Source organism: Nonomuraea sp. NPDC026600 (genome assembly GCF_040638335.1).
Lineage (GTDB): Bacteria > Actinomycetota > Actinomycetes > Streptosporangiales > Streptosporangiaceae > Nonomuraea.
The window spans coordinates 183,846-206,301 of the sequence record NZ_JBEZYD010000016.1 but is presented as its reverse complement, the minus strand read 5'-3'; the positions used below and the strand labels follow the sequence as shown (position 1 = coordinate 206,301).

Here is a 22,456-nt window from a genome sequence, read left to right as displayed (position 1 = left end):
GATGTACACCGGGCCGCGTGGGGGCTGTCCACGTCAGCGATCATGTACCTGGCGCAGCACGATACCTGCCCGCGAGGTCACTCGGGGTCCGTTTGCTGATGGTGTGTGGCGCCTTGACACATCTGCCGATCTCCGTACATTCGTACGAATGCAAGTGACCGCCGTCGAAGACGCGTTACGCGCTCATCCCGATGACCTCGCCTCGTGGTGGGCCTACAGCGACTGGCTGCTGGAGCAGGGCGACGCCAGAGGCACGCTGATCCGCCTCGAGCAGCGCCTGGCGCATACCCGCCCCGCCGATCGCCCAGCCGTGGAGCGTGAGATCGCCGACCTCGTCGCGGAGCACGAGGACGGATGGGGCGACGGGTTGCCGGCGACGGCGCGTGTGCTGGCGCGCCGGTACGGCTTCGCCGCCGAGGTGGCCGTTCCGTGGTCGGACGATGTCCGCGAGGTCGTGGAGCAGGTGCTGCGCGGCCGGTTCGTCACCACGCTGAGAATCGCGCTGGACGCGGAGACCGACGAGGATGACGACTGGGACGAGGACGAGTGGGAGAACGGCCCGGGGGCCGAGGCGGGCTCCGGGCGCGTGGACACGCAGGTTTTCGACGGACTGGATGTCGGGCGACTCGTCCGGCTTGACCTCTCCTATCTGGATCTCGGCTCCGACGGCGCCGAGATCCTCGCCGCCTCGCTCCGTACGGACCGGCTGCGGGCGCTGGAACTGCGGTACTGCCGTATCGGCGACGCCGGTCTGGCGGCCCTCGCGGCGTCCCCGTACCTGGGCGGACTGCGCCACCTGCATCTGCAGCGCAACAGGGTGACCGCCGAGGGCGTGCGCTCCCTGCATGGGTTCCCGGAGCTGACCGAGCTCGACCTGCGGTACAACGACATCGGCGAGGCGGGTGCGGAGGCCCTGCTCGCCGCCCCGTTCGTCGGATCCCTCACGCGGCTGTGGCTGTACGACTCCGATGTGGGCCAGGACGGTGTGCGGAAACTGGCGCATGCCGCGAATCTTCCGTCGGAGCTGCGCGGTTTGTGGAGGTGCATGTGAGTATCGAGCTTCGGGATCGGTTCTTCGTCCTGTCGACCGGGGATGTGCCCGCCGAGGAGGCCGCCCGGTATCGGGCGGAGGTGGACGCGACCGACGCCGAGCCGGCCGCGACGGTGGACGGATTGGACATCTCCTGGCATCCGTCGGCGCGGTTCAAGGCGGTGCGGTTCATCGATGCCGAGCGCATCGACGAGCGGGTGCGGGATCTGTTCGCCCGGCCGAGCGCGGACGTGCCGTACCTGGCGGCGGTGTTCGTGGATCCGCACGAGTTGTCGTTCCGCACGTTCGAGAACATCGTCCCGCTGGACCGCCTGTTCGAGGACGTGCCGTTGGAGGCGGAGCCGGCCGGGTGGGCGGAGCACGCGGAGGGGGTGTTCTCGTTCGCGCTGCGGATGCCGGCGCAGGCTCAGGCCCGGCTGGCGCAGCTGGACGAGTTGAACCTGTACGTGCCGCCGCTGAACGCCGCGTCCCGGGGTGGTCAACGGTTCATCTTCCACTCGGCGCTGCTGGCCGAGGCGTTGACCGCGGCGGTGGCCGACGCGTTGCCGCTGGCGACGGCAGAGGGGTTCTCGCATGTGAACCCGGTGTTCAGGTGCAACCGGTTCGAGCCCGGTGACGCGAACTTCCACCGGCACCGGGACACGCCGTACTTCGACGCGGCACGGCGGCACATCTCCCGGTACACGGTGCTGCTGTACCTGACCGGTGGCACGGGGTCGCCGGCGCTGGACCTGGTCGGCGGTGCCGCGCTCAGCGAGATCGGCGACTTCACGTGTGTGATCTTCGATCAGCGGTACGAGCACGAGGGCGCCCCCTACCGCGACGGCCGCAAGGTGTTCCTGCGAACCGAACTCATCTTCACCGCCGACGAGGTCACCGAGGCGCCGGAGATCGGTGAGCTGTTCAGCAAGGCGTGCTACCTGACCGGTGAGAGTGTGTTCGCGCCGGAGCTGGCCCGGCACGCCGACGCGTACTACAACCAGGTGGCGGCCGCCCACTGGAGCGGCTTGGGGGAGGGCCCCACCCGCGAGACCTTCGTGCACAAGGAGTTTCGCGGGGTGCACTTCGTGGCCAACGGCTACGACTTCTGGTTCGCCAAGACCGGCACGTTGTCGCTGGCGGAGTGCGCGGCGCTCACCCTTCTCGACTACTTCAACTGCAAGCTCGGCGACACCGCGTTCCGGGCGCTCTGCCGGACAGAGGTGATCGAGTCCGACAACGCCGGCTGGATCCCGGAGTTCCTGCGGGCCCGGCACAGCGGATCCGCCATGACGCGGGTGGACAAGTCCGCGTTCTTCCCCGAGCCGGAGCGGCCCAACGGCCCGATCTGCTGCCCGTTCCACGCCTCCGGACGCTACGACCCCACGCGCCACGACGAGATCATCGGGCTTTACGGCGAGGCGCAGTCCTTCGCCCAAGCGCACATCCTGCCCGCGCCGATCCTCATGCTCGGCGAGGACGTGGCCCTCGACCCGGACCAGTTCGTCGTCCAGGACAACCTCATCCACGTGCTCGGCAAGGACGCCCTCACGCCGGTGAACTTCGCCGCCTGCTGGAACGACGAATCCATCCCCGAGGACTACGTGATCGTCGCGGCCAAGGTCGGCGTGGCGCAGTTCCTCGTCCCACCGATCATCTACACCGAGTCCGCCGACTGCTACCACCTCACGTTCGACTTCTTCCGCAACTCCTGGATGGTCGACCACCGGCTGGCCACCATCCCCATCCCGCGGATCACCGAGGAGCAGTGGGCCGACCCGGACGAGAGCCGCGCCTGGCGGCGCTCGGTGGACGATTCCCTCATCGACGACGAGAACCCGCTGCCGCCCAGCGACCTGTGGGACGACGACGATGACGACTGGGACGACGAGGACGACTAAGCGACGAGGCTTTTCGTACGAGTTGCGGAGCCGCCCCTTTCGCCAGGCGTTTCGGAAGGTCATCCTGATGCCGACACGGCTGGGGGTGGTTTCCGATGGGGCGTACCGGTTGGGCGCGCCGGGTGGTGGTGCGGTCGCCGCGGCTGCCCTTGCTGTGCGGCCTGCTCGGTGTCTCGGGTGCGGTCGGTGCGGTGGTGGCCGGGGTCTGGCCGGCGGTGGCGGCGGTGGCCGGGCTGGCCGGTGGTGTGGGGCTGGCCGTGGCCGGGTTACGCCGTGTGGTGGTGACGCAGCAGGTCGAGTTGGACCGGCTCGGTGAGCTGGTCGAGCGGCGGGCCGAGCAGGTGACGGCGCTCAGCCATGAGCTGCGTACCCCGCTCAGCATGATCAAGGGCGCGGTGGACCTGCTCGGCGAGGAGAGCCCGGGGCCGCTGACGCCGGCGCAGAAGCGGTTCATCGCGATCGTGGACCGGCAGTGCGCGCAGGTCATCAACCTGTGCGAGAGCCTGCTCACCCAGGCCAAGATCGAGGCGGGCCTCTTCACCCCGCGCCTGGAGCAGGTGGACGTCTCGGTGGTCGCCCGTGACGTGGTCACCGCCATGCGGCCGCTGTGCGCGGAGCGGCGGCAGCGCATCAGCCTGGACACTCCTCAGGTCACGCCGCCCATCCCCGCCGATCCGACGCTGACCGCTCAGGCGCTGACCAATCTGCTGTCGAACGCCAGCCGGTTCACCAGCATGGGTGGCAGCATCGACGTAAGAGTGATGGCCATCGACACGGGGATCGCGGTGTACGTCACCGACGACGGCGCGGGAATGACCAAGGACCAGCGGCAGCGGCTGTTCCACCGGTTCGTCACGGGCCGGCCGCTGGCCGACGGGACCGGGCTGGGGCTGGTCATCACCAAGGCGATCGTCGAGCTGCACGGCGGGTCCATCATGGTGGACACCACCTCGATGCTCGGCACCACGTTCCTGTTCACCCTGCCGGCGCGGAAGGAGCCGCGTTGAGCACAGCGCTCGTCGTGGACGACGAACTGCAGATGACCATCATCGTGGAATTCGCCCTGACCACCCAGGGCTTCACCGTCCACACCGCGCACGACGGCGCGACCGCCCTGAACATCCTGCGTACGTGCGAGGTCGACCTGGTGGTGCTCGACGTGCTCATGCCCGCACTCGACGGGCTCACGCTCTGTGAGCGGATCCGCGCCAGGTCCGACGTCCCGATCATGCTGCTCAGCGCGCTCGGCCAGCAGGAGGACGTCATCGCCGGGCTGGAGCGGGGCGCGGACGACTACGTGACCAAGCCGTTCCACCCCCGTGAGCTCGCGCTGCGGGCGAAGGCGCTGGTCCGCCGCCGTCGGGGCGGCGAAGAGACGGTGCTGCGGGTCGGCGACATGGTCGTCAACCTGGACCGGCACACGGTCACGATCTCCGGGCGGCGGCTGGAGCTGCCGTTCACCGAGTTCAGGCTGCTCGCCCATCTCGCGGAGCATCGGGGCACCCCGCAACCGTGGCAGGCGCTCCTCCGCACGGTGTGGGGCGCCTCCGACGTGTGGGGCGGCCGCGACGTGGTCAAGACCGGGGTGTACCGGCTGCGGTCCCGGCTGGCCACGCTCGACGCCGCGCATTACGTGCAGACCGTGCGCAACGTCGGCTATCTGATGCCCGATCTGTAGGTGACGGCGTTGTCACCAACGCTCACGGGCGCGTTACCGGGGCCTCCCGCCGCGCGGCTTACGTTCGGTGCACGGTAGCCCTCCGCCCACAAGAGGTGGTCGACCATGGTTCCTCGGTACCTTTCCCCATCCCTGCTCATCGCCGGCGCGCTCGTGCTGTCGGGGTGTGCCCGCGCGGCCGGCACGGCGACCGCCGACGCCGGCAAGGTCGTGGTCGCCTGCGGCGCCACGGAGGAGTGGTGCGCGGCGATGACGAGCGCGTTCACCGCCACCACCGGCATCAAGTCCGAATTCGTCCGCCTGTCCAGCGGTGAGGCGCTGGCCAGGATCCAGGCCGGCAAGTCCGATCCCGAGTTCGACGTCTGGCACGGCGGTCCCGCCGACGGGTACGCCGCCGCGGCCGGGCACGGCCTCCTGGAGAACTACGTCTCGCCGGACGCGGCCGCCATCCCCGTCAGGTACAAGGCCGGCGACGGCGCCTGGACCGGCGTGTACGTCGGCGTCCTGGGCTTCTGCGCCAACACCAAGGTGCTCGCGGAGAAGCGGCTGCGGGCTCCCGAGTCGTGGCAGAGCCTGCTGGATCCGGCGCTCAAGCAGGACGTCGGCATCGCGCATCCGGCCACGTCGGGCACCGCGTACACGGCGCTGTGGACGCAGGTCACGCTGCACGGCGGGAACGTCGACCAGGCGCTGGCGTACATGAAGCGGCTGCACCCGAACGTCCTGCAGTACAGCAAGTCCGGCGCCGCCCCCGCGCAGCAGGTCGCCAGGGGCGAGGTCGGCGTGGGCGTCGTGTTCTCCCATGACTGCGTGGCGACCATGGAGCAGGGATTCCCCGACCTGCGGGTCACCTTCCCCGCCGAAGGCACGGGCTATGAGGTGGGCGGGGTCGCGCTGATCAAGGGGGCGCACAATCCCGTCAGCGCGAAGAAGTACATCGACTGGGCGCTCACCCCGGCGGCCCAGGAGATCGGGCCGAGCGTGCGGTCGTACCAGGCGCCGACCAACCCGAAGGCCAAGCGGTCGGACAAGACCGCCGACCTGGCGGCGCTGAAGCTGATCGACTACGACAGCACCGCCGCGGGGGAGCGCAAGCTGGAGCTCACCCGGCGGTTCGACTCCGAGATCGCGAAGGCGCCGAAGTCGTGACGCCCGGTTCGCGCGGACGCACGGGGGCCGTCCGCCACAACGGGCGGACCGCTCTCCCGCGACGGCGCCGCCGCGAGGCGAGCGTGCTGGTCGCGATCGCCGCCTGCGTCGCGCTGGTCCTGGTCGGCAGCGTCTTCCCGATCGGCGCGGTGCTGGGGACCGCGCTGTCGCCGGAGGCCTGGCCGCGCTACGTGGAGTTCTTCACCTCCTCGGTCGACCTGCGGATCCTGTGGAACACGCTGGTCCTGGGCGTGCTGGTCGGCCTGGCCGGCACCGCGATCGGCTTCCTGTTCGCCTTCGTACAGGCCCGGCTGGACGTGCCGGGCAAGAAGGTGCTGCACCTCATCGCGCTCCTGCCGGTGGTGAGCCCGCCCTTCGCGGTGGCCACGGCGACCATCGTGCTGTTCGGCCGGCGCGGGCTGGTGACGCACGAGCTGTTCGGCCTCGAGTACGACATCTACGGGCTCGACGGGCTGGTGTTCGTCCTGTCGCTGTCGCTGTTCCCCGTCGCGTACCTGGGGCTGCTCGGCATGATGCGCAGCCTGGATCCGGCCATGGAGGAAGCCGCCATGACCCTCGGTGCCTCGCGGTGGCGGGTCTTCCGCACGGTGATGCTGCCGCTGCTGGCGCCGGGGCTCGCGGGCCCGTTCCTGCTGCTGTTCGTGGAGGCCATCGCCGACCTGGCCAACCCGCTCGTCGTGAGCGGTGACTACACGGTGCTGGCCAGCCGCGCCTACCTGGCCGTCACCGGCGAGTACGACATCACCAGCGCCTCGGTCTACAGCCTGATCCTGCTGGTGCCCTCCATCGGGGTGTTCGTCGCACAGCGGTACTGGCTGAGCCGCAAGGTCCGCACCACGGTCACCGGCCGGCCGTCCGGCACCGTGCACCTGATCACGAGCTGGGCCCGCTGGCCCGTGCTGGCGCTGGCCGTGCTCGTCTCCCTGGTCATCGTGGCCCTCTACGGGACGGTGATCGTGGGCGGTGTCACGCGCGTGTTCGGCGTGGACTACGCGCTCACCTTCACCCACCTGCGCGAGGTGCTGCTCGGCGTGGGTCAGGAGGCGCTGAAGGACACGACCCTGCTGGCCGCGATCGCCACCCCGATCGCGGGCGTCTTCGGCCTGCTCATCGCCTGGCTCGCGGTCCGGCACCTGCCGCGGTCCGGCGGCTGGCTGGACTTCGCCGGCACGCTGGGCGTCGCCGTGCCGGGGACCGTGCTCGGCATCGGCTACCTGCTGGCCTACCGGCCCAGCCGCTACGTCGGGGACCTGGAGGTGCTGCCCGGCCTCGTGGGCGGGAGCGCGGTGGCCGGTGGAGCGGTCGCGATCGTGCTCGCGTACGTCGTCCGTTCCGTGCCGGCCGGGCTGCGTACGGGCACGGCGGCGCTGTCGCAGCTGCACCCGAGCCTGGAGGAGGCGTCGAAGGGCCTCGGCGCCGGGCCGTTGCGGACGTTCCGCACGATCACGCTGCCGCTGATCCGGCCGGCCCTGCTGACCGGGCTCGGCTACGGCTTCGCGCGCTGCATGACCTCCCTCTCGACCATCATCCTGCTCGTCACCCCCGGCACGCACATCATCACGTCCCAGATCCTCAGCGCCGCGAACACCGGCCGCTACGGCGTCGCCTTCGCCTACTGCACGGTGCTGACGGCGCTCGTCCTGGCCGGTTTCGGGATCATCCGGCTGCTCGTCGGCCGCACCGCCACCCTTCACCGCGTCTCAGGAAGGTATGAACGATGACGGACGACACCCGGCGCGGCCGGCTCTGCCTCGACGGGCTGACCAAGGCGTTCACCACCCAAGGGCGGGAGCCGGTCGTCGCCGTCGACTCGGTCTCGCTCGATGTGGCGCCCGGGGAGTTCATCACGCTGCTCGGGCCCTCCGGCTGCGGCAAGACCACGACGTTGCGGATCGTGGCCGGCCTGGAGGAGGCGTCGAGCGGCCACGTACGGCTCGACGGTGACACCATCGACCACCTGCCGCCGCAGCGCCGCCCGATGGCCATGGTGTTCCAGAGCTACGCCCTCTTCCCGCACCTGACCGTGAGCGAGAACATCACCTACGGCCTGCGGACCCGGCATCGCGGCAAGGACGAGACGGACTCCGCACTCCGCATCGCGCTCACCGGCATGAACCTCGTCGGCCTGGAACACCGCAGCCCGCACGAGCTGTCCGGCGGGCAGCAGCAGCGCGTGGCGCTCGCCCGCGCGCTCGTCGTCCAGCCCGAGGTGCTGCTGTTCGACGAGCCGCTGTCGAACCTGGACGCGAAGCTGCGCGGCGCCATGCGCGCCGAGATCCGCCGCATCCAGCGCCGGCTGGGCATCACCAGCCTGTACGTCACGCACGACCAGGACGAGGCGATGACCATGTCCGACCGAGTCGTGGTCATGAACAAGGGCCGGATCGAGCAGGCCGCCGGCCCGGCCGACATCTATTTCCGGCCGGCGACCGTGTTCGTGGCCGACTTCATCGGCCGGGCCAACTTCATCGAGGTCGTCCCGGCGCGCGTCGAGACGGGCAGCGCGGCGATCACCGCGCTGGGCCGGGACATGACGGTCGCGGCCCACCCCGAGGTGCGGGCGAACGCCGCCACCTACCTCATGGTCCGGCCGGAGACCCTCTCGCTCACCGCGGCTCCGGAGGGCGGGATCGGCTCCGTGCTGCGGGCCACGTTCCACGGGCACAGCGTGGACTACGAGGTCGAGACCGGCGCGGGGACGCTGGCGGTGACCGTGCCGGGACCCGACCCCCAGCGCCTGCTGGCCGAGGGCACGAACGTGACCGTGGGGATCGATCCGGCGCGGGCGTACGTGCTGGTCAAGTTCTGATCTCCGGCGAGGCGCCCGGCGGCGGATGGAACGGGATGGAACGCCTATCGGGCGTGGCCCATCAATCGAACCACGGGGAGATCCCATGAAGCACCTGACGAAAAAGCTGCTGGTCGCGCTGGCTGCCACGACGCTGGCCGGTTCCGGCGTCGTGGCCGGCGCCGCCGTCACCGCGCTGCCCGCCTTCGCCACTGCCCAGATCGGCGCGCTGTTCGACGGGTTCGCCAAAAACCTCGACGAGAACATCGCGCTCGCCGACGCCGAGGCCGCCGCCAGGCAGAACGCGCTCAGCAATGGGTTCACCGACTGCTCCGTGTTCGAGTCGGTGGTTTCCCAGAACGCGAAAACGCATGTGTTCTTCGCGCTGGTCACGGTCCGCTGCGAGGACGTGTCCAAGTAGGGGTGAGGTAAGAACGCGCCGCGTCGGCCTCGCTTCCGGGGCCGCGCGGCTCGGTAGGATCGTCGGCCCGTCGGCCCATCGGCCCATCGGCACTCGGCGATGGGCCGGCGCGGTGCTCAGACGCTGCGCAGGACCGACACGACGATGCCCAGCACCGCGGCGCCGTCGCCGTCGATGATGTCGTAGACGGGATTGCGCGGTTCGAGGAAGACGTGCCCGTCGCGCCGGCGGTACACCTTGACGGTGGCCTCACCGTCGATCATCGCGGCGACGATCTGGCCCGAGTGCGCCTCGGGCTGCTGCCGTACCACGACGATGTCGCCGTCGCAGATCGCGGCGTCGATCATCGAATCGCCCCGTACGCGGAGGCCGAACAGATTGCCGCGGCCGGTGAGATCGCGGGGCAGGGTCAGCGTGCCGTCCACGTGCTCGTCGGCCGGGATGGGAGTGCCCGCGGCGATGTCTCCGACCACGGGTACGGTCACCACGTCGCCGGCCGGTTCCGGTGCCGCGGCCCGCAGGAACAGCCGCACGTCGATCGGCCGGGTCATCGTCGTGCCCCGGCGGAGGAACCCCTTCTCCTCCAGGCTCTTCAGGTGTTTCGACACCGACGAGGACGACCGCAGCCCGACCGCGCGGCCGATCTCGCGGGTGCTCGGCGGGTACCCGTACCTGACCACCCAGTCTCGGATCGTGGCCAGGATCCGCTGCTGGCGCGGCGGCAGGGCCGAGAAGTCCAGGTACTCGAACGCGTCGGGATCGTCGTAGGTGGTCACCTGCGGAATGCTACGGGCCTGAACGTCGGGGAGAGGTCCAGGCCCGGCGACTCAGCAGCCGTCGGTCACGTAGCAGCCCTTCACCTTCCACGAGCCGCTGTAGTACGCGCCGCTGGTGACCTTGCTCGTGCCACCCAAGGAGGCCAGACCGCCCGGTAGGTAGGAACAGGACGAGGTTGAGCAGAAGTAGCCGTAGACCCGGAAATAGGTCTCAAGCCCGCTGGTGCACTTGACGGTCACGGAGTGGTCGGTGCTCGCGGTCTTGGAGCAGCCGCCCACCGCGGCGGCGGGGGAGGCGGTGCCGCCGACGAGAACGGCGGTGCCGAGAACGAGGCCGGCGACGCTGGAAAGGATCTTCTTAGTCATGGACGCTCATGATCGTCCGTTGGCGCCGCTCTTCACAAGTGGGGAGCGTGATTTCTTGGCGGATCAGTGAGATCTGCCCACGGCCTTTCCCGCGTCTCCTGCGTCGATCAGATCCAGCCCTGCTGTCTGGCGAGCAGCGCGGCCTGGAAGCGGTTCGCGGCGCCGAGCCGGTCGAACAGTTCGGCCACGTGCCGCCGATACGTCCGCAGGCTCACGCCCATCTCCCTGGCCGCGATCTCATCCTTGTCGACGCTGGACAGCAGGTGCAGCACCTGCCGCTCCCTGGGGGTGAGGCTGGACGCGGGGTGGGGTTCGAGGTCCGCCGCGTGCGTCCACACCCGCTCGAACAGGTCCGCCATCGTCGCGACGGCCCCCGTCTGGGAGATCATCAGGGCGCTCTGGGCGCCGCAGTCCGGCGTGGTGGGGACGAAGGCCACCGAACGGTCCACGATCACCATCGGCTGCCCGGCGTCCTCGACGAGCCGGTGGTGGTCGCCGGCGCGGTGCAGCGTGCGGCTGTACTCCACCAGTGCCGGGTCGACCAGGCTCTTCCGGGAGACGATGGTGCGTCGCCGGACGCCCTCGCCGAGCCGGTGAAGGTAGGCGGGCAGCATGTCCGGGCGGGGACGCCACCGATCGGACTGCACGGCCAGCACCTCTTGCGCGTCGAGCGCCAGGGACCAGATCCGCTCGCTGATCTGGTCGATGCCGTCGATCCGCTCGATCGTGACCGTACGGTCCGGCCCGCCGCGTTGCGTGCTCAGCAGGATCAGCGTCTTCCAGGCGTCCGCGATGCGGCGTTGCTCCGCGCTCGTCTCCAGCAGGCGTCGCCTGATCAGGCGGCTGATCGCGATCTCCGGATCGACGGCCACGGGCCGGCCGTCCGGATCCAGTCGCACGAGTTCCAGCGCCACCAGCCGCTCCAGCGCCGCGCCTACCAGGTCCGGGCCGCCCGCCGTCGCTTCGCCGCCGCGTAAGAGGGCGCGGTACACGGTCTCGTCGAGAGCGGTCAATCCGAGACTACTGAGGCTCATGTGGGCTCCGAACAGTGCAACAGGGGCCGACGCGGAATGCCTGCGAAGTGGCATCAAGCTGCACGGCTGTGCAGCTTGATGCCAGTCCCGCATGCTTACGCCCGTTGATCGTCAGTCGTTATTGTCCTGCTGTCGGCATAGATGATCACCCATATCGCCTATGTCGGCTGTCACCGGCATCCCCAGCCGCCGGTCCGCACCAAGAGGAGTATCCCTATGTTCCGTGCCATCAACAGGATGAGTGACCGTCTGCTCGGCAGGTTCCTGCCCTCCGCCACCGCCGAGGCCGATGTGTGCTTCTGGCACCCCTCCGGCTACAGGTGCTGCATCATCGCCGGCAAGACGTACTGCGGCGTCTAAGCCATTGTCCTGCCGTCGGCATAGATGATCACCCATATCGCCTATGCCGGCTGTCACCGGCAACCCCACCCGCCGGTCCGCACCAAGAGGAGTATCCCTATGTTCCGTGCCATCAACAGGATGGGTGACCGTCTGCTCGACAGACTCCTGCCCTCCACCACCGCCCGGGCCGAACCCTGCTGGTGGGACCCCATCCTCCGTATGACGTGCTGCCTCTACTCCGGCACCAAGTACTGCCACCTGTGATGATGAGCGACCAGGTGCGTCGCTGATGACAGAGGAGCACGGCGCCGGCCGGACTGGTCCTTGGCCGGCGCCGTGCTCCTGGCATTCTCCGGCGGGATCCCGCACATGCTCCGCCGACCGCGCCACCTCGCGCCCGCACACACCCCGCTCCGCTGAACCGTTAGGGACGCCGATGTCCTACCTCGTGGCCGCCGTCGTGGACGACGGACCGAAGCTTTCGATCCCCGCGAAGGTCTGAGCGGCATGGCGGACTCCACGCTCAGGCGGGTCCGGGTCGCCGCGGCCCTCGCCTGGACGGCCCATCCGGCGGCGACCGTCGCCGCGGCGGTCCTCGGCGTCTTCGCCGGCGCGGCACCGGTCGCGACCGCCTGGCTGACGAAACTGGTGCTCGACGCGCTGTCCAGGGGCGAGGGTGCGGCCGCCCTGGTGCCGCTGGGCGGCGGCCTCGCCCTGGCGGGCCTGGCGGTCATCGTGCTGCCGCACGTGTCGGCGTACGTACAGGCGCAGTTGCGTAGATCACTGCGCCTGCTCATCTACGACCGGCTGTTCCGGGCCGTCAACCGCCATCCGGGGCTCAGCCGCTTCGAGAACCCGGCCTTCCACGACACCCTCCGGCTGGCGTACGAGTCGAGCCACAACGCACCGGACCGGCTGGTCGTCGGCGCGCTGGCGATCGGCCAGGCACTCATCACCTTGTCGGGTTTCGTCGTCACGCTGTTCGCCGTCAGCCCGCTCATGGTGGCCGTCATCGTCGTCGCCGCGCTGCCCTCGGTACGCATCCAGCTCATGCTCAGCCGGGAGCGGGCCGAGGTGATGTGGAAGATGACCCCCGCCATGCGCCGCCAGGTGTTCTTCGGCGACCTGCTCACCAGGCCGGAGGCGGCCAAGGAGGTGCGGCTGTTCGGCCTGGGCGACTATCTGCGCACGCGGATGCTCGACGAGGTGAGCGGCATCAACCACGCCGAACGGGACGTCGATCGCCGCACGCTGCGCAGCCAGGGCATGATGGCGCTGCTCGGCAGCGTCGTGGCGGCCGGAGGGTTGCTGTGGGCCGTCCTCAGCGCCGCCTCCGGAGGCATCAGCGTGGGCGACGTGACGGTGTTCGTCGCGGCCGTGGCCGGGGTGCAGATGGCCCTGACGGCGATCGTCAGCCAGTGGGCGGACGCCCACAACGCCCTGCTGATGTTCGGCCACTACACGGCCGTGGCCGAGGCCGAGCCTGACCTGCCCGTCCCGTCCGATCCCACCCCGCTGCCCGAGTTGCGCGACGGGATCGAACTGCGCGACGTGTGGTTCCGCTACAGCGAGGAGCACCCCTGGATCCTGCGCGGGGTGGACCTGTTCATCCCGTCCGGGCGTACGGTCGCCCTCGTCGGGGTGAACGGCGCGGGCAAGAGCACGCTGGTCAAGCTGCTGTGCCGGCTGTACGACCCGGTCCGGGGGCAGATCAGCTGGGACGGGGTGGATCTGCGCGAGGCGAGCCCGGACGAGCTGCGCGGGCGGATCGGCGCGGTGTTCCAGGACTACATGGACTACGACCTCACCGCCGCCGAGAACATCATGCTGGGCGACCTGACCGCCGCCGCCGACCACGACCGCGTCCAGGAATCGGCCCGCCAGGCGGGCGTCCACGAGGCGATCACCGCACTGCCGCGCGGGTACGACACCATGCTCAGCCGTATCTTCGGCGACCGCGACGACCAGGCCGGGGTCGCCCTGTCCGGCGGGCAGTGGCAGCGGCTGGCCCTGGCCCGCGCCTTCATGCGGTGGCGCCAGGACCTGCTCATCCTCGACGAGCCCAGCTCGGGTCTGGACGCCGAGGCGGAGCACGAGGTGCACAGCAGCCTGCGGCGCTACCGCGGCGACCGGACGAGCGTGCTCATCTCGCACCGGCTCGGCACCGTACGGGACGCCGACCTCATCGTGGTGCTCAGCGACGGGCGGATCGCCGAACGCGGCACGCACGACGAGCTCATGGCGGCGGGCGGCGAGTACGCCCGGCTGTTCAACCTACAGGCCAGCGGCTACGAGCCCGGGGACGCCGGCGTCTCCGGACCGGGGGATGACGACGGCTTCGGGCCGGGAGAAGCCATCGGCTCCGCGCCCGGGGACGCCGGGCCCGAGGACAGCCTCCGCACGGCCACGCCCAGCACCCGGTCGGCCGGCAGGTAGCCCCACATCCGGGAGTCGGCGCTCGACGTGCCGTCCCCCACGACGACGAGCGCGCCCTCGGGAACGGCCGCGCCCGGCTCGGCTTTAACCGCCGCCGCCACCTCGGCCGGCACCGGGTCACCCGCCAGCGCGGCCACCCGCTTGATGACCCAGACCGCGGCCTGGGGCGCGGGCAGCGGCCCGGTGCCCCACCCCGAGCGCCCCGCCGGCTCGAACACCACCACTTCACCGCGCCGCACCTGGCGCGCGGCGGCACGACGGACCAGCACCCGGTCACCCGGCCGGTACGTCGGCCACATGCTCATTCCGCTCACCTGGACGACGACGAGCCTGCGCCGGGCGACGACCACCGCTGCGGCCAGGACGGCGACGAGCGCCGCCACGAGGATGAGCGCGTACCACACGAGCCTCACTCTAGGCGAAAACGATCAATACCCGTCGGCTTAATGCCGTTGAACCAAGTAGTTCACCTGGCCGAAACCTAAGGCGGGCTCGCTCTGGGTAGAGTCCCGCCATCCTTGACAACGTTGACCCCTTCATCGGCACCGCGGCGACCGACCTGCCCAGAGCACGCGGTCTGGCCGCCACTTGGTGGTGGCCGAAACCCCAGGTGGGAAACACCCACCCAGGTGCTACGTCACCGCTGGGCATGGTGTCGGCCTGCGCCTACTCCGGCGCCTACCCCACGGGCTACGGGCGCTACACGAAGAACACCGAGGGGGTGCCTGAGGAGATGTTCGAGCGGTTGCAGGCATCCGGGTTCACCCACTTCCAGCAGTCCGGCACCGGCGCGATCCGCAAGTACTACAACTACGTCCGCGTCACCCCGATGGTGCAGCCGCTGGACATGCTGGGGGAGGCGTGGCCGCTGCGCGACGAGGTGGCGGAGGCGGGCTACTACGCGGCCACCCTGGACACCGGGGTTCGCTGCGAGCTCACCGTGGGCCCCAAGGTCGCGGTGCATCGCTACACCTTCCCGCAGCACAGCAGCGCCCGTGTGGTGGTCGACCTGTCCTGCGGTGGCCTGGCCATCGAGCTCGGCCGCACGGTGCCGTTGCGGGCACAGGTGGAGAGCATGGGCCACGGCCGGGCCCAGGGCACGGTGGTGATGGAGGGCGTCCCGCTGTCGGTGTACGTGGAGGTCGACAGCCCAGGCTGGCGGCAGATGCTCTGGTACGACCGGCGGCTCATCGACGGCGGCACCCGCCTGGACTTCGACAGCATCCGGCACACCACGCTGCGGCCCTTCGGCCTGCTCTTCATGGGCCCGGCCGCGGCGGGGCAGACCATCGAGGTGCGGCTCGGGTTCTCGCTGCGCGGCTGCGACCAGGCGCGCCAGAACCTCGAGCGCGAGTGCGGGCACGCCCAGCCGGCGTTCGACGCGGTACGTTCCCGGACCCGATCCCGCTGGCGCGAGCACCTTGACCATGTCCAGGTCGAGGGCGGCACACCGGCCCGCCGCACCGTGCTCGCGACGGCGCTCTACCATGCGCTGATCAAGCCGTGCTTCGCCGACGACGAAAGCCCGTTCTGGCCGACCCCGGGACCGTTCGCGTTCGACGTGTGCACCATGTGGGACATCTACAAGACCCAGTTGCCGCTGCTCGCGGCCATCGCCCCGGACCGGGCCGCGGACCTGCTGGAGTCGCTGATCCGGGTCTGCGAGGAGGAGGGCAACTTCCCCATCGGCTACCGGATGGCTCGCGGCGCCGACCGGTTCTTCCGCCAGGCCAGCGCGCTCGTCCACACCGCGCTGGCGGACGCCCACGCTCTCGGCCGGACCGGCCTGGACTGGAACTGGGCGCTCGTGCACATGGTCGGCGACCTGCATCGTCTGTACGGCGAAGACTTCTTCGAGCACGGAGTGGTGCACCCGATCACGCACACCCTCGACCTCGCCTACGCCCATCACTGCACGGCACAGGTCGCCCGGGCGCTGAACGACCGGGGCCTGGCCGACGATCTCGAGGAGCGCGGCCGCCAGTGGTCCAACGCCTTCGACCCGAGCACGGGACTGCTGCGTGACTCGGAGTTCTACGAGGGCGGCAAGTGGAACTACTCCTTCCGGTTGCTGCACGACATGGCCGCGAGGATCGCCCTGGCCGGTGGCGACGGGGCCTTCATCGACAAGCTGGACAGGTTCTTCGGTTTCGGGGCCGCGCCGGTGACGCAGCCCGGCCGGCGCCCGCAGGCGGCGGAGATCAGGGCCGGATACGCCCTGAACCGGTTCGAGGGGTTGAACAACGAGCCCGACATGGAGACGCCGTGGGCCTACCACTACGCGGGCCGCCCCGACCGTACCGCCCAGGTGGCGCACGCGGCGCTGACCTGGCAGTTCGGCACCGGACCCGGCGGGCTGCCCGGTAACGACGACTCCGGCGGACTGAGCTCGTGGTACGTCTGGGCGTCGCTGGGGCTGTTCCCGATCGCCGGCCAGAACCTGTTCCTGGTCAACGCGCCCGCCTTCCCCCGGGCCGTGTTCCGGGCCGGCGGCAACGAGTTCGTCATCGAGACCAGTGGGCACCGCGAGACGCCGATCGGCGTCGACGGCATCGATCGCGACCCACCGGCGCAGTACGTCCAGTCGGCGACCCTCAATGGCAAGCCTCTGCACGCCACGCACCTGAGCGCCGCCACCGTGCACCGCGGTGGCCGGTTGCACCTGCGACTGGGCCCGGAGCCGTCGTCATGGGGGCGGGGGATCCGCCCGCCGTCTCTATCAAATCCGCCCGCCAGATCCACCCGCGACACCTGAGGAAGCACGATGATCCACCCCCGTCGCCGTCTCGTCATCGTGGTCCGGGCTGACCCGGTCATCTGTGGTCACTCCGGCGAAGCCCGTAACCTCGCCGAGGTGGCGCTGACCCGCGGGTTCGACGAGGTACGGCTGTTGACCTGGCCGATTCCGGCACTGCGGGCGGCCGGGCTGCCGCTCAAGCCGCTGGACCGGCTGTTGCCCTACAGCGCCGGGATCACCGTGGAGCGGCCGGAGCCGGTGGGCGACTACCGGGTGCCGGACGGGCGTCACCTGGCCGGCCTCACCGGCCGCCTCGTCGAGCTGCTCGCCGAACCGGTGCCCACGACCTGCCTGTCCATGTACCTCGTTCCGCACACCGCGGTGGTCATGGACGCGGTCGCGGCGGCGCGCGCGGCCGGGTTCGCGCCCGACGTGCACACCGTGGCGAAAGCGGTCGGCTCCGACGTGACCAACGTGATCCGGTCGTGCCTGCGGGAGGGCCGGTTCGGCGCGGCGACCGTGCTGCTCACCACGTTCCTGGCCAACGACGAGGTCGTCGCGGTCTCCGAGTACACCCGCGACGAGATCGTCTCCTCGGCCGAGCAGGTGGACGCCTACTGCGGCACCAGGTTCGCCGAACAATGCCGGCGCCGGGTGACCGTCAGCTACCCGCCGATCGACTCCGCCGCCTTTCTCGACCGGGATCCGGCGAAAGTGGACGCCGCACTCGCGCGACGCGGTCTGGAGCGTGACGGCTACATCCTGTTCCTGTCCCGGGTGACGCGGGCCAAGGGGATCCACGACCTGTTGGACGCCTTCGGCCGGATGCGCTGCCGGTCACGCGTGAAACTGGTCGTCGCCGGCACCGGGCCCGCGCTGGAGGAGGTGCGGGCGATGGCAAAGGAGGACGACCGGGTGGTCTTCCTCACCGATGTCGACGACAACGAGAAGTCGCTGCTCATGCGCGGCTGCGCGGCCTACGCCCTGCCCACCAAGCCCGAGCCCGACTTCGTCGAGACGTTCGGCATCGCGCTGGCTGAGAAGATGCTGGCCGGCGGTGGACCGATCATCACCACCGACACGGGCGGAACCCTGGAGGCGGTCGGCGACACCGCCGTCATCGTCGAGCCCGGGGACATCACCGCTCTGGCCGAGGCGGTGGACCGGGTGGTCCTGGACATGTCCGCCGCCGAGCGGCAGGACCTGGAGTTCCGCGCCCGCGCCCGCGCGATGGCCTTCGACCGGACCGCGGTGTTCGACGGGCTGTTCCCGGGGGCGGCGCCCGCCGTCTACCGTCACACCGCCTGACGCTGGTCCAGGCTGCCGCCACATCGCCTGACGCTAGTCAAGGTCCAGGTCCGAGCCGCCGAACCTGTCCCGCAGGAAGCGGCCCTGGTCACGCAGCGCCTGCTCGTCCCCGCGGTGCAGGGCGTCGGCGACCTTGCGTAGCTGCGCGTCGAGGAGGGCGAGCTGGGCCAGCAGCTCCTCGTGCGCGCTCCGCTCGCGGTCCGCCCGCCGCGTCAGCGCGTACCCCCGGGGCAGATTCGCGTACGCCTCCAGGCTGGCGGGCAGGTAGCTGCGGATCGTCTGCGACACGACGTGCAACTGGTCCGGCGAGGAGGCCAGTTGCTCGGCCCGCCCCAGCACACCCCTGATGACCTCGGCCAGCGCGTCCACGGCCGTGTGCACGTCGCCGGGGAAGCGGCGGTCGATCCGGCGCAGCAGCGCGTCGAGGTCGGCCCGCAGCCCCGCCGTCTCCACCTCCGCGTGCGAGATCGTCAGCCGTACCCGGTCCGGCGGCGCGAGCAGGGCGCCTACTCCGTACGACGCCGCCACGACCACCGGCCAGAACGCCCCCGCCAGTCCCAGGAAGTGCGCGGCGAGGCCGAGCAGCGCCAGCACGGAGCCGACGATGTTCCTGGTCGAGCCCAGGTACCGCAGCACCCGGTCACTGGTACCCACGGATCTCCTTGAAGGCGCTGCTCAGCGAGCTGGAACGCGCGTCGAACACGGCCCCGCCGGTCAGCGTCGCGATCTTGCGCATCTCCTCGACGTCGCTCTCCCCGAACAGCACCACGAACGTCGGCGTGTGCCGCCGGGCCTCGGGCAGCAGCCGGTAGCGCGTCGCGAAGTCGTCGTAGCCGGAGCCGTCGGTGTTCTCGCCGTCGGTCATCAGCACGATCGAGGAGTAGTGGCCGGGCAGGGCGGGCCGGTCGTAGGCGGCCGTGAGGCTGTCGTAGATCGCGGTGCCGCCGGACGCGTCCAGCCCCTCGGCGAACTGCTTGATCCGCGCCAGCACCGGCGCCGGGTCGCGTTCGGGGACGGTGAACGGCACCGGCGTGCCCGCCTGGCCGCTGAACGGGATCATCGTCACCGTCTCCCGGTTGCGGAAGCGGGAGAACGTCCCGGAGGCTGAGGTGTCCGCGCCGGTCAGCGCGATCAGCGCCTGCCGCAGCGCCTGGATGCGGTCGCCGTCCATCGAGCCGGAGGTGTCCAGCACGAACAGCGCCTCCGCCGGCACGCGCACCCGGTCGAGGTAGGTGGCGATCAGCTCGTCCGCGGTGCGCCGCTGGTTCGGGAACGGCAGCTCGATGAGCTGCGCCGAGCCGAAGCGCGGGTCCAGCGGGACGCCGGGCACGATCGGCCGCCGGTGCGTGCCCGTCATGATCTCCTTCTGCACGGCCGGCGTACGCAGCCAGGCGGCCAGCTTGCCGTACAGCTCCTTCTTCTTCTCCGGCGCGGAGGCGAGCAGCGTGAGCGGATAGTCCGCGCTGACCACGCCGTCACTCGGATAGACGAGGGTGAGCGGGTCGCGCAGGCCGAGCAGGACCGACTCGTAGTTCACCATGCCGTCGACGCGGGGATCGCGGGCGTAGGCGTCGGCCAGCCAGCCCGACGAGCCCGCCGTCAGCCGCTGCGCCGAGAAGAACTCCTTCAGCCTGGGCGTCACCGTGCCGACCTGCTCGGCGCTGAGCGCCCCGTCCGCGTCGGACAGCGCGGCCGCCACCCCGACCAGCGCGGAGAATCCGGAGTTGGAGGAGGCCGGGTTCGTCATGCCGAAGCTGAACCGCCCGGCCTTGGCCGCCGCCGCGATGTCCGTCCACGAGACCGGCCCCTGGTCCCAGCCCAGCTCCTTGGCCTTGGCCGGCTTGAGCCCCAGCACGACGGGGGAGGCCATGACCTTGGTCTGGGTGGACAGCCTGGCCGGGGCGCCGTCGATCAGCGACAGGTAGCGGTTGGAGGAGAACCAGATGGCGTCGAGCCGGCCGTCGGCGCGGCCGCTCGCGACCTGCTCGGCGCCGTCGAGCGTGCCGCTGTACGTCAGCCGCACCCGCACCCCGATCTCGTCGGCGGCCCGGCCGAGCAGCGGTTCGAGGTCCTTGATCTCGCTGCCCGCCAGCACCCGCAGCACGTCGGGCCCGTCGCCGGAGTCGCCGTCTCCCGCCGAGCAACCGCCGGCCAGCAGGGCCGCCGACAGCACGACGGCCGTGAGCGCCCGTCTCATCGGGCGGACTCCTGGGCCCGCTCCAGGTACGTCCTGGCGTGCGCCAGCTCGGCGCCCAGGCTGTCGACGGTGGCCGCCATGTTGTCCACGGCCTGGGCCCGGAACGTGTCGATCATGTCCATGGTCGCGTACACGTTGTCGAACGCCTTGCGCAGCGTGTCCAGATCGACGGTCGTCGAGGCCGCCTGGTTCTGGATCTCCCCGGCCTGGGTGCGCAGCATCTCGCTGGTGGCCAGGATCAGGTCGCTGGTGGTCGCGTTCAGCGCGGTGATCTGGTCGAGCACCAGCTTCTGGTTGGCCAGCGCCTGCGCCACCGTCACCGCTGTCCGCAGCGCGGCGACCGTCGTCGTGGTCGCCCGGTCCACGCCCTTGCTGAGCTCCAGGTTGTTCTTGCGTACCAGGTCGAGCGCCAGGTAACCCTGGGCTGAGACGGCCAGCTGGGTGAGGAGGTCCTGGTGCTTCTGCCGGACGGCGAACAGCGCGTCGGAGCGCAGCGCCGTGGCCCGCTGCTCGTCGGCCAGCGCGATGCGTTCCTCCAGGGCGGCGTCGATCGCCTTGGCCATGACCGCGTACTCCTGCAGCCGCGTCATCGCCTCCCACAGGTTCGCCTTCTCGCCCTCGATGGCCGCGTTGTCGCGCAGCAGCTCGTCCTGGCCGGACTTGAGCGCGCGGATGATGTCGTCGAGGTGTTTCTGCGCCGAGTGGTACTTGGCGAAGTAGTCGCGCAGCCGGTCACCGAACGGGATGAGCCCGAGTAACCTGCGCGTCCCGCTCGCGGCCTGCTTGGGGTCCAGATCCACGATGGTACGGCGGAGCGCGACGAGCCGGTCGGCCACCCTGGCCTGGGCGTCGGCGCCCTCGCCCCGCGATGCGCTCAGCGCCGCGACCGGCCGCTTGAGCATGCGGTTGGCCACCTGCGAGGCGGACCTGATCTCGGTGTCGCCCATCGAGGAGATGTCGTGCACCTTGTGGGCGAACTCCGGCGAGCGCGGGTCGAGCCCGTCCAGCTCGCCGGCGAAGCCCTGGGCCTTGGCGGCCAGCTCGCCCGCGCGTTCGCCGGACAGCGGCAGCATGGTGGCCGCCGTCTCGACCGGTACCGGGGCGACCGGCTCGGGTGGCGTGAGCACCAGATCGGACACGTGAGGGATCTCCTTGCTCAAGGTCGGAAGGTCTGGCTACGGGCGGGACGCGGCGTCGACCGTGATGATCAGCTTGTCCAGGCGCTCGTAGGTGGGCGGCTCGACGACGTCCACCAGCTCGGCCGCCCGCGCCCCGGTCTTGGCGACCTGGTCGGCGAAGGCGCGGGGGTTCGTCGTGCGGAAGCCGTGCGCGGCGGCCAGCGCGAGCAGTTCGGGGTCCTCGGTGAGCAGCCGGCCCACCCGCGTCCCCGGCTCGGCCAGCGGGACCAGGGTGTGCTTGCTGAGCACGGTCGGCGAGGGATAGACCAGCCGCATCTCCGGCTTGATCGCCCCGTCTCCGGCGAAGACGTGTGACAGGTACTGGGCCTCGTAGACGACCAGCATCGGCGTCTTGCCCGCGCCGAGCGCCAGATAGTCGTCGAACGAGGCCTCGCTCGTGGTCTCGGAGAAGCCCTGGTCGAGCACGACCGGCGCGACGATGGGCGCGATCTTGGCGATCTGGGCGTCGGAGCTGATCACGTCCTCGCCGTTGGCGACGTAGCCGATCGCCGACAGGTACATCGCGGCGCTGTTCGACGTACGGATGTCGGTGGTGGTAAGTAGTACGCGCTTTCGCGCCTTATAAATAGAATTACCGGGAATCTGATCCCACCGAGTGCCTTTTGCTACTAACTCTAGATATTTCTTTATATCTAGAGTTTGGTAGCCCTTACCAGAATCGGTGAGCACCCCCACCTTGGCCAGGAGTCCGGCGATCGGCTCGAAGGTGGCCACCGCCATCGGCGAGTAGAACGGTGAGAACGTGGTGGTGGCCTGACGGTCGCGCTTGATCTTCTCCGCCGCCGGGACGCTGGAGGGGAAGGCGAAGGCGTAGCGGCTCAGATCCACGTCGGTGACGATCTGCCGCGACCCCGCGGTGTCCACCTCGACCTGTAACCCGTGCTTGGCGAAGGCCGCCTTGACCCGCGGATCGTCGAAGAACGGCCGCTTCTCCGAGCCGATAACCCCCCGCACCACGGTGACCCCGGGCCCCTGGTTCCCGATGATGACCGCGACCGCCACCACCCCGGCGAGAACGGCGGCCAGAGCCACGCCGATCCACCGCTTCATCGCATCCCATTTCGTGAAATGGC

At 70.3% G+C, this 22,456-nt stretch carries 20 protein-coding genes and 1 pseudogene; 13 read left to right on the top strand and 8 right to left on the bottom strand.

The features are described from left to right. Nucleotides 1-148 precede the first annotated feature (148 nt). The 8 genes from AB0F17_RS32765 (at nt 149) to AB0F17_RS32730 (ending at nt 8,988) form a co-directional block, all read left to right on the top strand. Nucleotides 149-1,051, top strand: a complete 903-nt coding sequence (locus tag AB0F17_RS32765) for a TIGR02996 domain-containing protein (protein ID WP_358030904.1) — start codon at nt 149-151, stop codon at nt 1,049-1,051. Further along, complete coding sequence (locus AB0F17_RS32760; RefSeq protein WP_358030901.1) at nt 1,048-2,931, top strand: hypothetical protein; 1,884 nt, start codon at nt 1,048-1,050, stop codon at nt 2,929-2,931. The genes AB0F17_RS32765 and AB0F17_RS32760 overlap by 4 nt, the downstream gene beginning before the upstream one ends. A gap of 95 nt (nt 2,932-3,026) precedes the next feature. Further along, nucleotides 3,027-3,938 (top strand): HAMP domain-containing sensor histidine kinase, encoded by a 912-nt coding sequence (locus AB0F17_RS32755; RefSeq protein ID WP_358030899.1) that lies wholly within the window; start codon nt 3,027-3,029, stop codon nt 3,936-3,938. Continuing rightward, nucleotides 3,935-4,609: a response regulator transcription factor gene (locus tag AB0F17_RS32750; protein WP_358030897.1), complete on the top strand. Its 675-nt coding sequence runs from the start codon at nt 3,935-3,937 to the stop codon at nt 4,607-4,609. Before AB0F17_RS32755 ends, AB0F17_RS32750 begins: the two co-directional genes overlap by 4 nt. 105 nt (nt 4,610-4,714) lie before the next feature. Then, nucleotides 4,715-5,758 (top strand): ABC transporter substrate-binding protein, encoded by a 1,044-nt coding sequence (locus tag AB0F17_RS32745; protein WP_358030894.1) that lies wholly within the window; start codon nt 4,715-4,717, stop codon nt 5,756-5,758. After that, nucleotides 5,755-7,500, top strand: coding sequence for an iron ABC transporter permease (locus AB0F17_RS32740; RefSeq protein WP_358030891.1), 1,746 nt, complete (start codon nt 5,755-5,757; stop codon nt 7,498-7,500). The genes AB0F17_RS32745 and AB0F17_RS32740 overlap by 4 nt, the downstream gene beginning before the upstream one ends. After that, on the top strand, nt 7,497-8,588 hold the full coding sequence (locus AB0F17_RS32735; RefSeq protein ID WP_358030889.1) for an ABC transporter ATP-binding protein: 1,092 nt from the start codon (nt 7,497-7,499) through the stop codon (nt 8,586-8,588). Before AB0F17_RS32740 ends, AB0F17_RS32735 begins: the two co-directional genes overlap by 4 nt. Before the next feature lie 85 nt (nt 8,589-8,673). Beyond that, on the top strand, nt 8,674-8,988 hold the full coding sequence (locus AB0F17_RS32730) for a hypothetical protein (protein ID WP_358030886.1): 315 nt from the start codon (nt 8,674-8,676) through the stop codon (nt 8,986-8,988). A 116-nt stretch (nt 8,989-9,104) separates the two neighbouring features. Here AB0F17_RS32730 and lexA read toward each other — a convergent pair whose 3' ends face one another. The 3 genes from lexA to AB0F17_RS32715 form a co-directional block, all read right to left on the bottom strand. Next, the gene (lexA, locus tag AB0F17_RS32725; RefSeq protein ID WP_358030883.1) at nt 9,105-9,764 is read right to left on the bottom strand and encodes a transcriptional repressor LexA; all 660 of its coding nucleotides are present in this window, start codon (nt 9,762-9,764) and stop codon (nt 9,105-9,107) included. 51 nt (nt 9,765-9,815) lie between these two features. Further along, a complete protein-coding gene (locus AB0F17_RS32720; RefSeq protein WP_358030880.1) occupies nt 9,816-10,130 on the bottom strand; it encodes a hypothetical protein in 315 nt (104 codons plus the stop codon). Between the two features lie 107 nt (nt 10,131-10,237). Next, nucleotides 10,238-11,164, bottom strand: coding sequence for a LuxR C-terminal-related transcriptional regulator (locus tag AB0F17_RS32715; RefSeq protein WP_358030876.1), 927 nt, complete (start codon nt 11,162-11,164; stop codon nt 10,238-10,240). A gap of 237 nt (nt 11,165-11,401) precedes the next feature. Here AB0F17_RS32715 and AB0F17_RS32710 point away from each other — a divergent pair, with 237 nt between their 5' ends. From AB0F17_RS32710 to AB0F17_RS32700, 3 genes are all read left to right on the top strand, one after another. After that, nucleotides 11,402-11,524, top strand: a complete 123-nt coding sequence (locus AB0F17_RS32710) for a hypothetical protein (protein ID WP_358030874.1) — start codon at nt 11,402-11,404, stop codon at nt 11,522-11,524. A gap of 99 nt (nt 11,525-11,623) precedes the next feature. Further along, nucleotides 11,624-11,770 carry a hypothetical protein gene (locus tag AB0F17_RS32705; RefSeq protein WP_358030871.1) on the top strand — a complete coding sequence of 49 codons (147 nt, stop codon included), beginning with the start codon at nt 11,624-11,626 and terminating at the stop codon, nt 11,768-11,770. Nucleotides 11,771-12,013: 243 nt separating this feature from the next. Further along, the gene (locus AB0F17_RS32700; RefSeq protein ID WP_358030868.1) at nt 12,014-13,942 is read left to right on the top strand and encodes an ABC transporter ATP-binding protein; all 1,929 of its coding nucleotides are present in this window, start codon (nt 12,014-12,016) and stop codon (nt 13,940-13,942) included. A 20-nt stretch (nt 13,943-13,962) separates the two neighbouring features. On the opposite strand, the pseudogene AB0F17_RS32695 reads toward AB0F17_RS32700, so the two are convergent. Beyond that, nucleotides 13,963-14,292 (bottom strand): annotated as a pseudogene (locus AB0F17_RS32695) (S26 family signal peptidase); the annotation flags it as partial. A 164-nt stretch (nt 14,293-14,456) separates the two neighbouring features. Between AB0F17_RS32695 and AB0F17_RS32690 the strand changes: the two are divergent. Both AB0F17_RS32690 and AB0F17_RS32685 read left to right on the top strand, forming a co-directional pair. Further along, the gene (locus AB0F17_RS32690) at nt 14,457-16,697 is read left to right on the top strand and encodes a glycoside hydrolase domain-containing protein (RefSeq protein ID WP_358031002.1); all 2,241 of its coding nucleotides are present in this window, start codon (nt 14,457-14,459) and stop codon (nt 16,695-16,697) included. Nucleotides 16,698-16,706: 9 nt separating this feature from the next. After that, the gene (locus AB0F17_RS32685) at nt 16,707-17,987 is read left to right on the top strand and encodes a glycosyltransferase (RefSeq protein WP_358030865.1); all 1,281 of its coding nucleotides are present in this window, start codon (nt 16,707-16,709) and stop codon (nt 17,985-17,987) included. 33 nt (nt 17,988-18,020) lie between these two features. Here AB0F17_RS32685 and AB0F17_RS32680 read toward each other — a convergent pair whose 3' ends face one another. Genes AB0F17_RS32680 through AB0F17_RS32665 form a run of 4 tightly spaced genes read right to left on the bottom strand, consistent with a single transcriptional unit; the run spans nt 18,021 to nt 22,433 of the window. After that, entirely contained in the window at nt 18,021-18,641 is a 621-nt protein-coding gene (locus AB0F17_RS32680; protein WP_358030863.1) for a hypothetical protein, read from the bottom strand. Further along, nucleotides 18,628-20,184: a VWA domain-containing protein gene (locus tag AB0F17_RS32675; protein WP_358030860.1), complete on the bottom strand. Its 1,557-nt coding sequence runs from the start codon at nt 20,182-20,184 to the stop codon at nt 18,628-18,630. The genes AB0F17_RS32680 and AB0F17_RS32675 overlap by 14 nt, the downstream gene beginning before the upstream one ends. Continuing rightward, on the bottom strand, nt 20,181-21,323 hold the full coding sequence (locus AB0F17_RS32670) for a toxic anion resistance protein (RefSeq protein WP_358030857.1): 1,143 nt from the start codon (nt 21,321-21,323) through the stop codon (nt 20,181-20,183). Before AB0F17_RS32670 ends, AB0F17_RS32675 begins: the two co-directional genes overlap by 4 nt. 36 nt (nt 21,324-21,359) lie before the next feature. Then, on the bottom strand, nt 21,360-22,433 hold the full coding sequence (locus AB0F17_RS32665; RefSeq protein ID WP_358030854.1) for a hypothetical protein: 1,074 nt from the start codon (nt 22,431-22,433) through the stop codon (nt 21,360-21,362). Nucleotides 22,434-22,456: the final 23 nt, after the last annotated feature.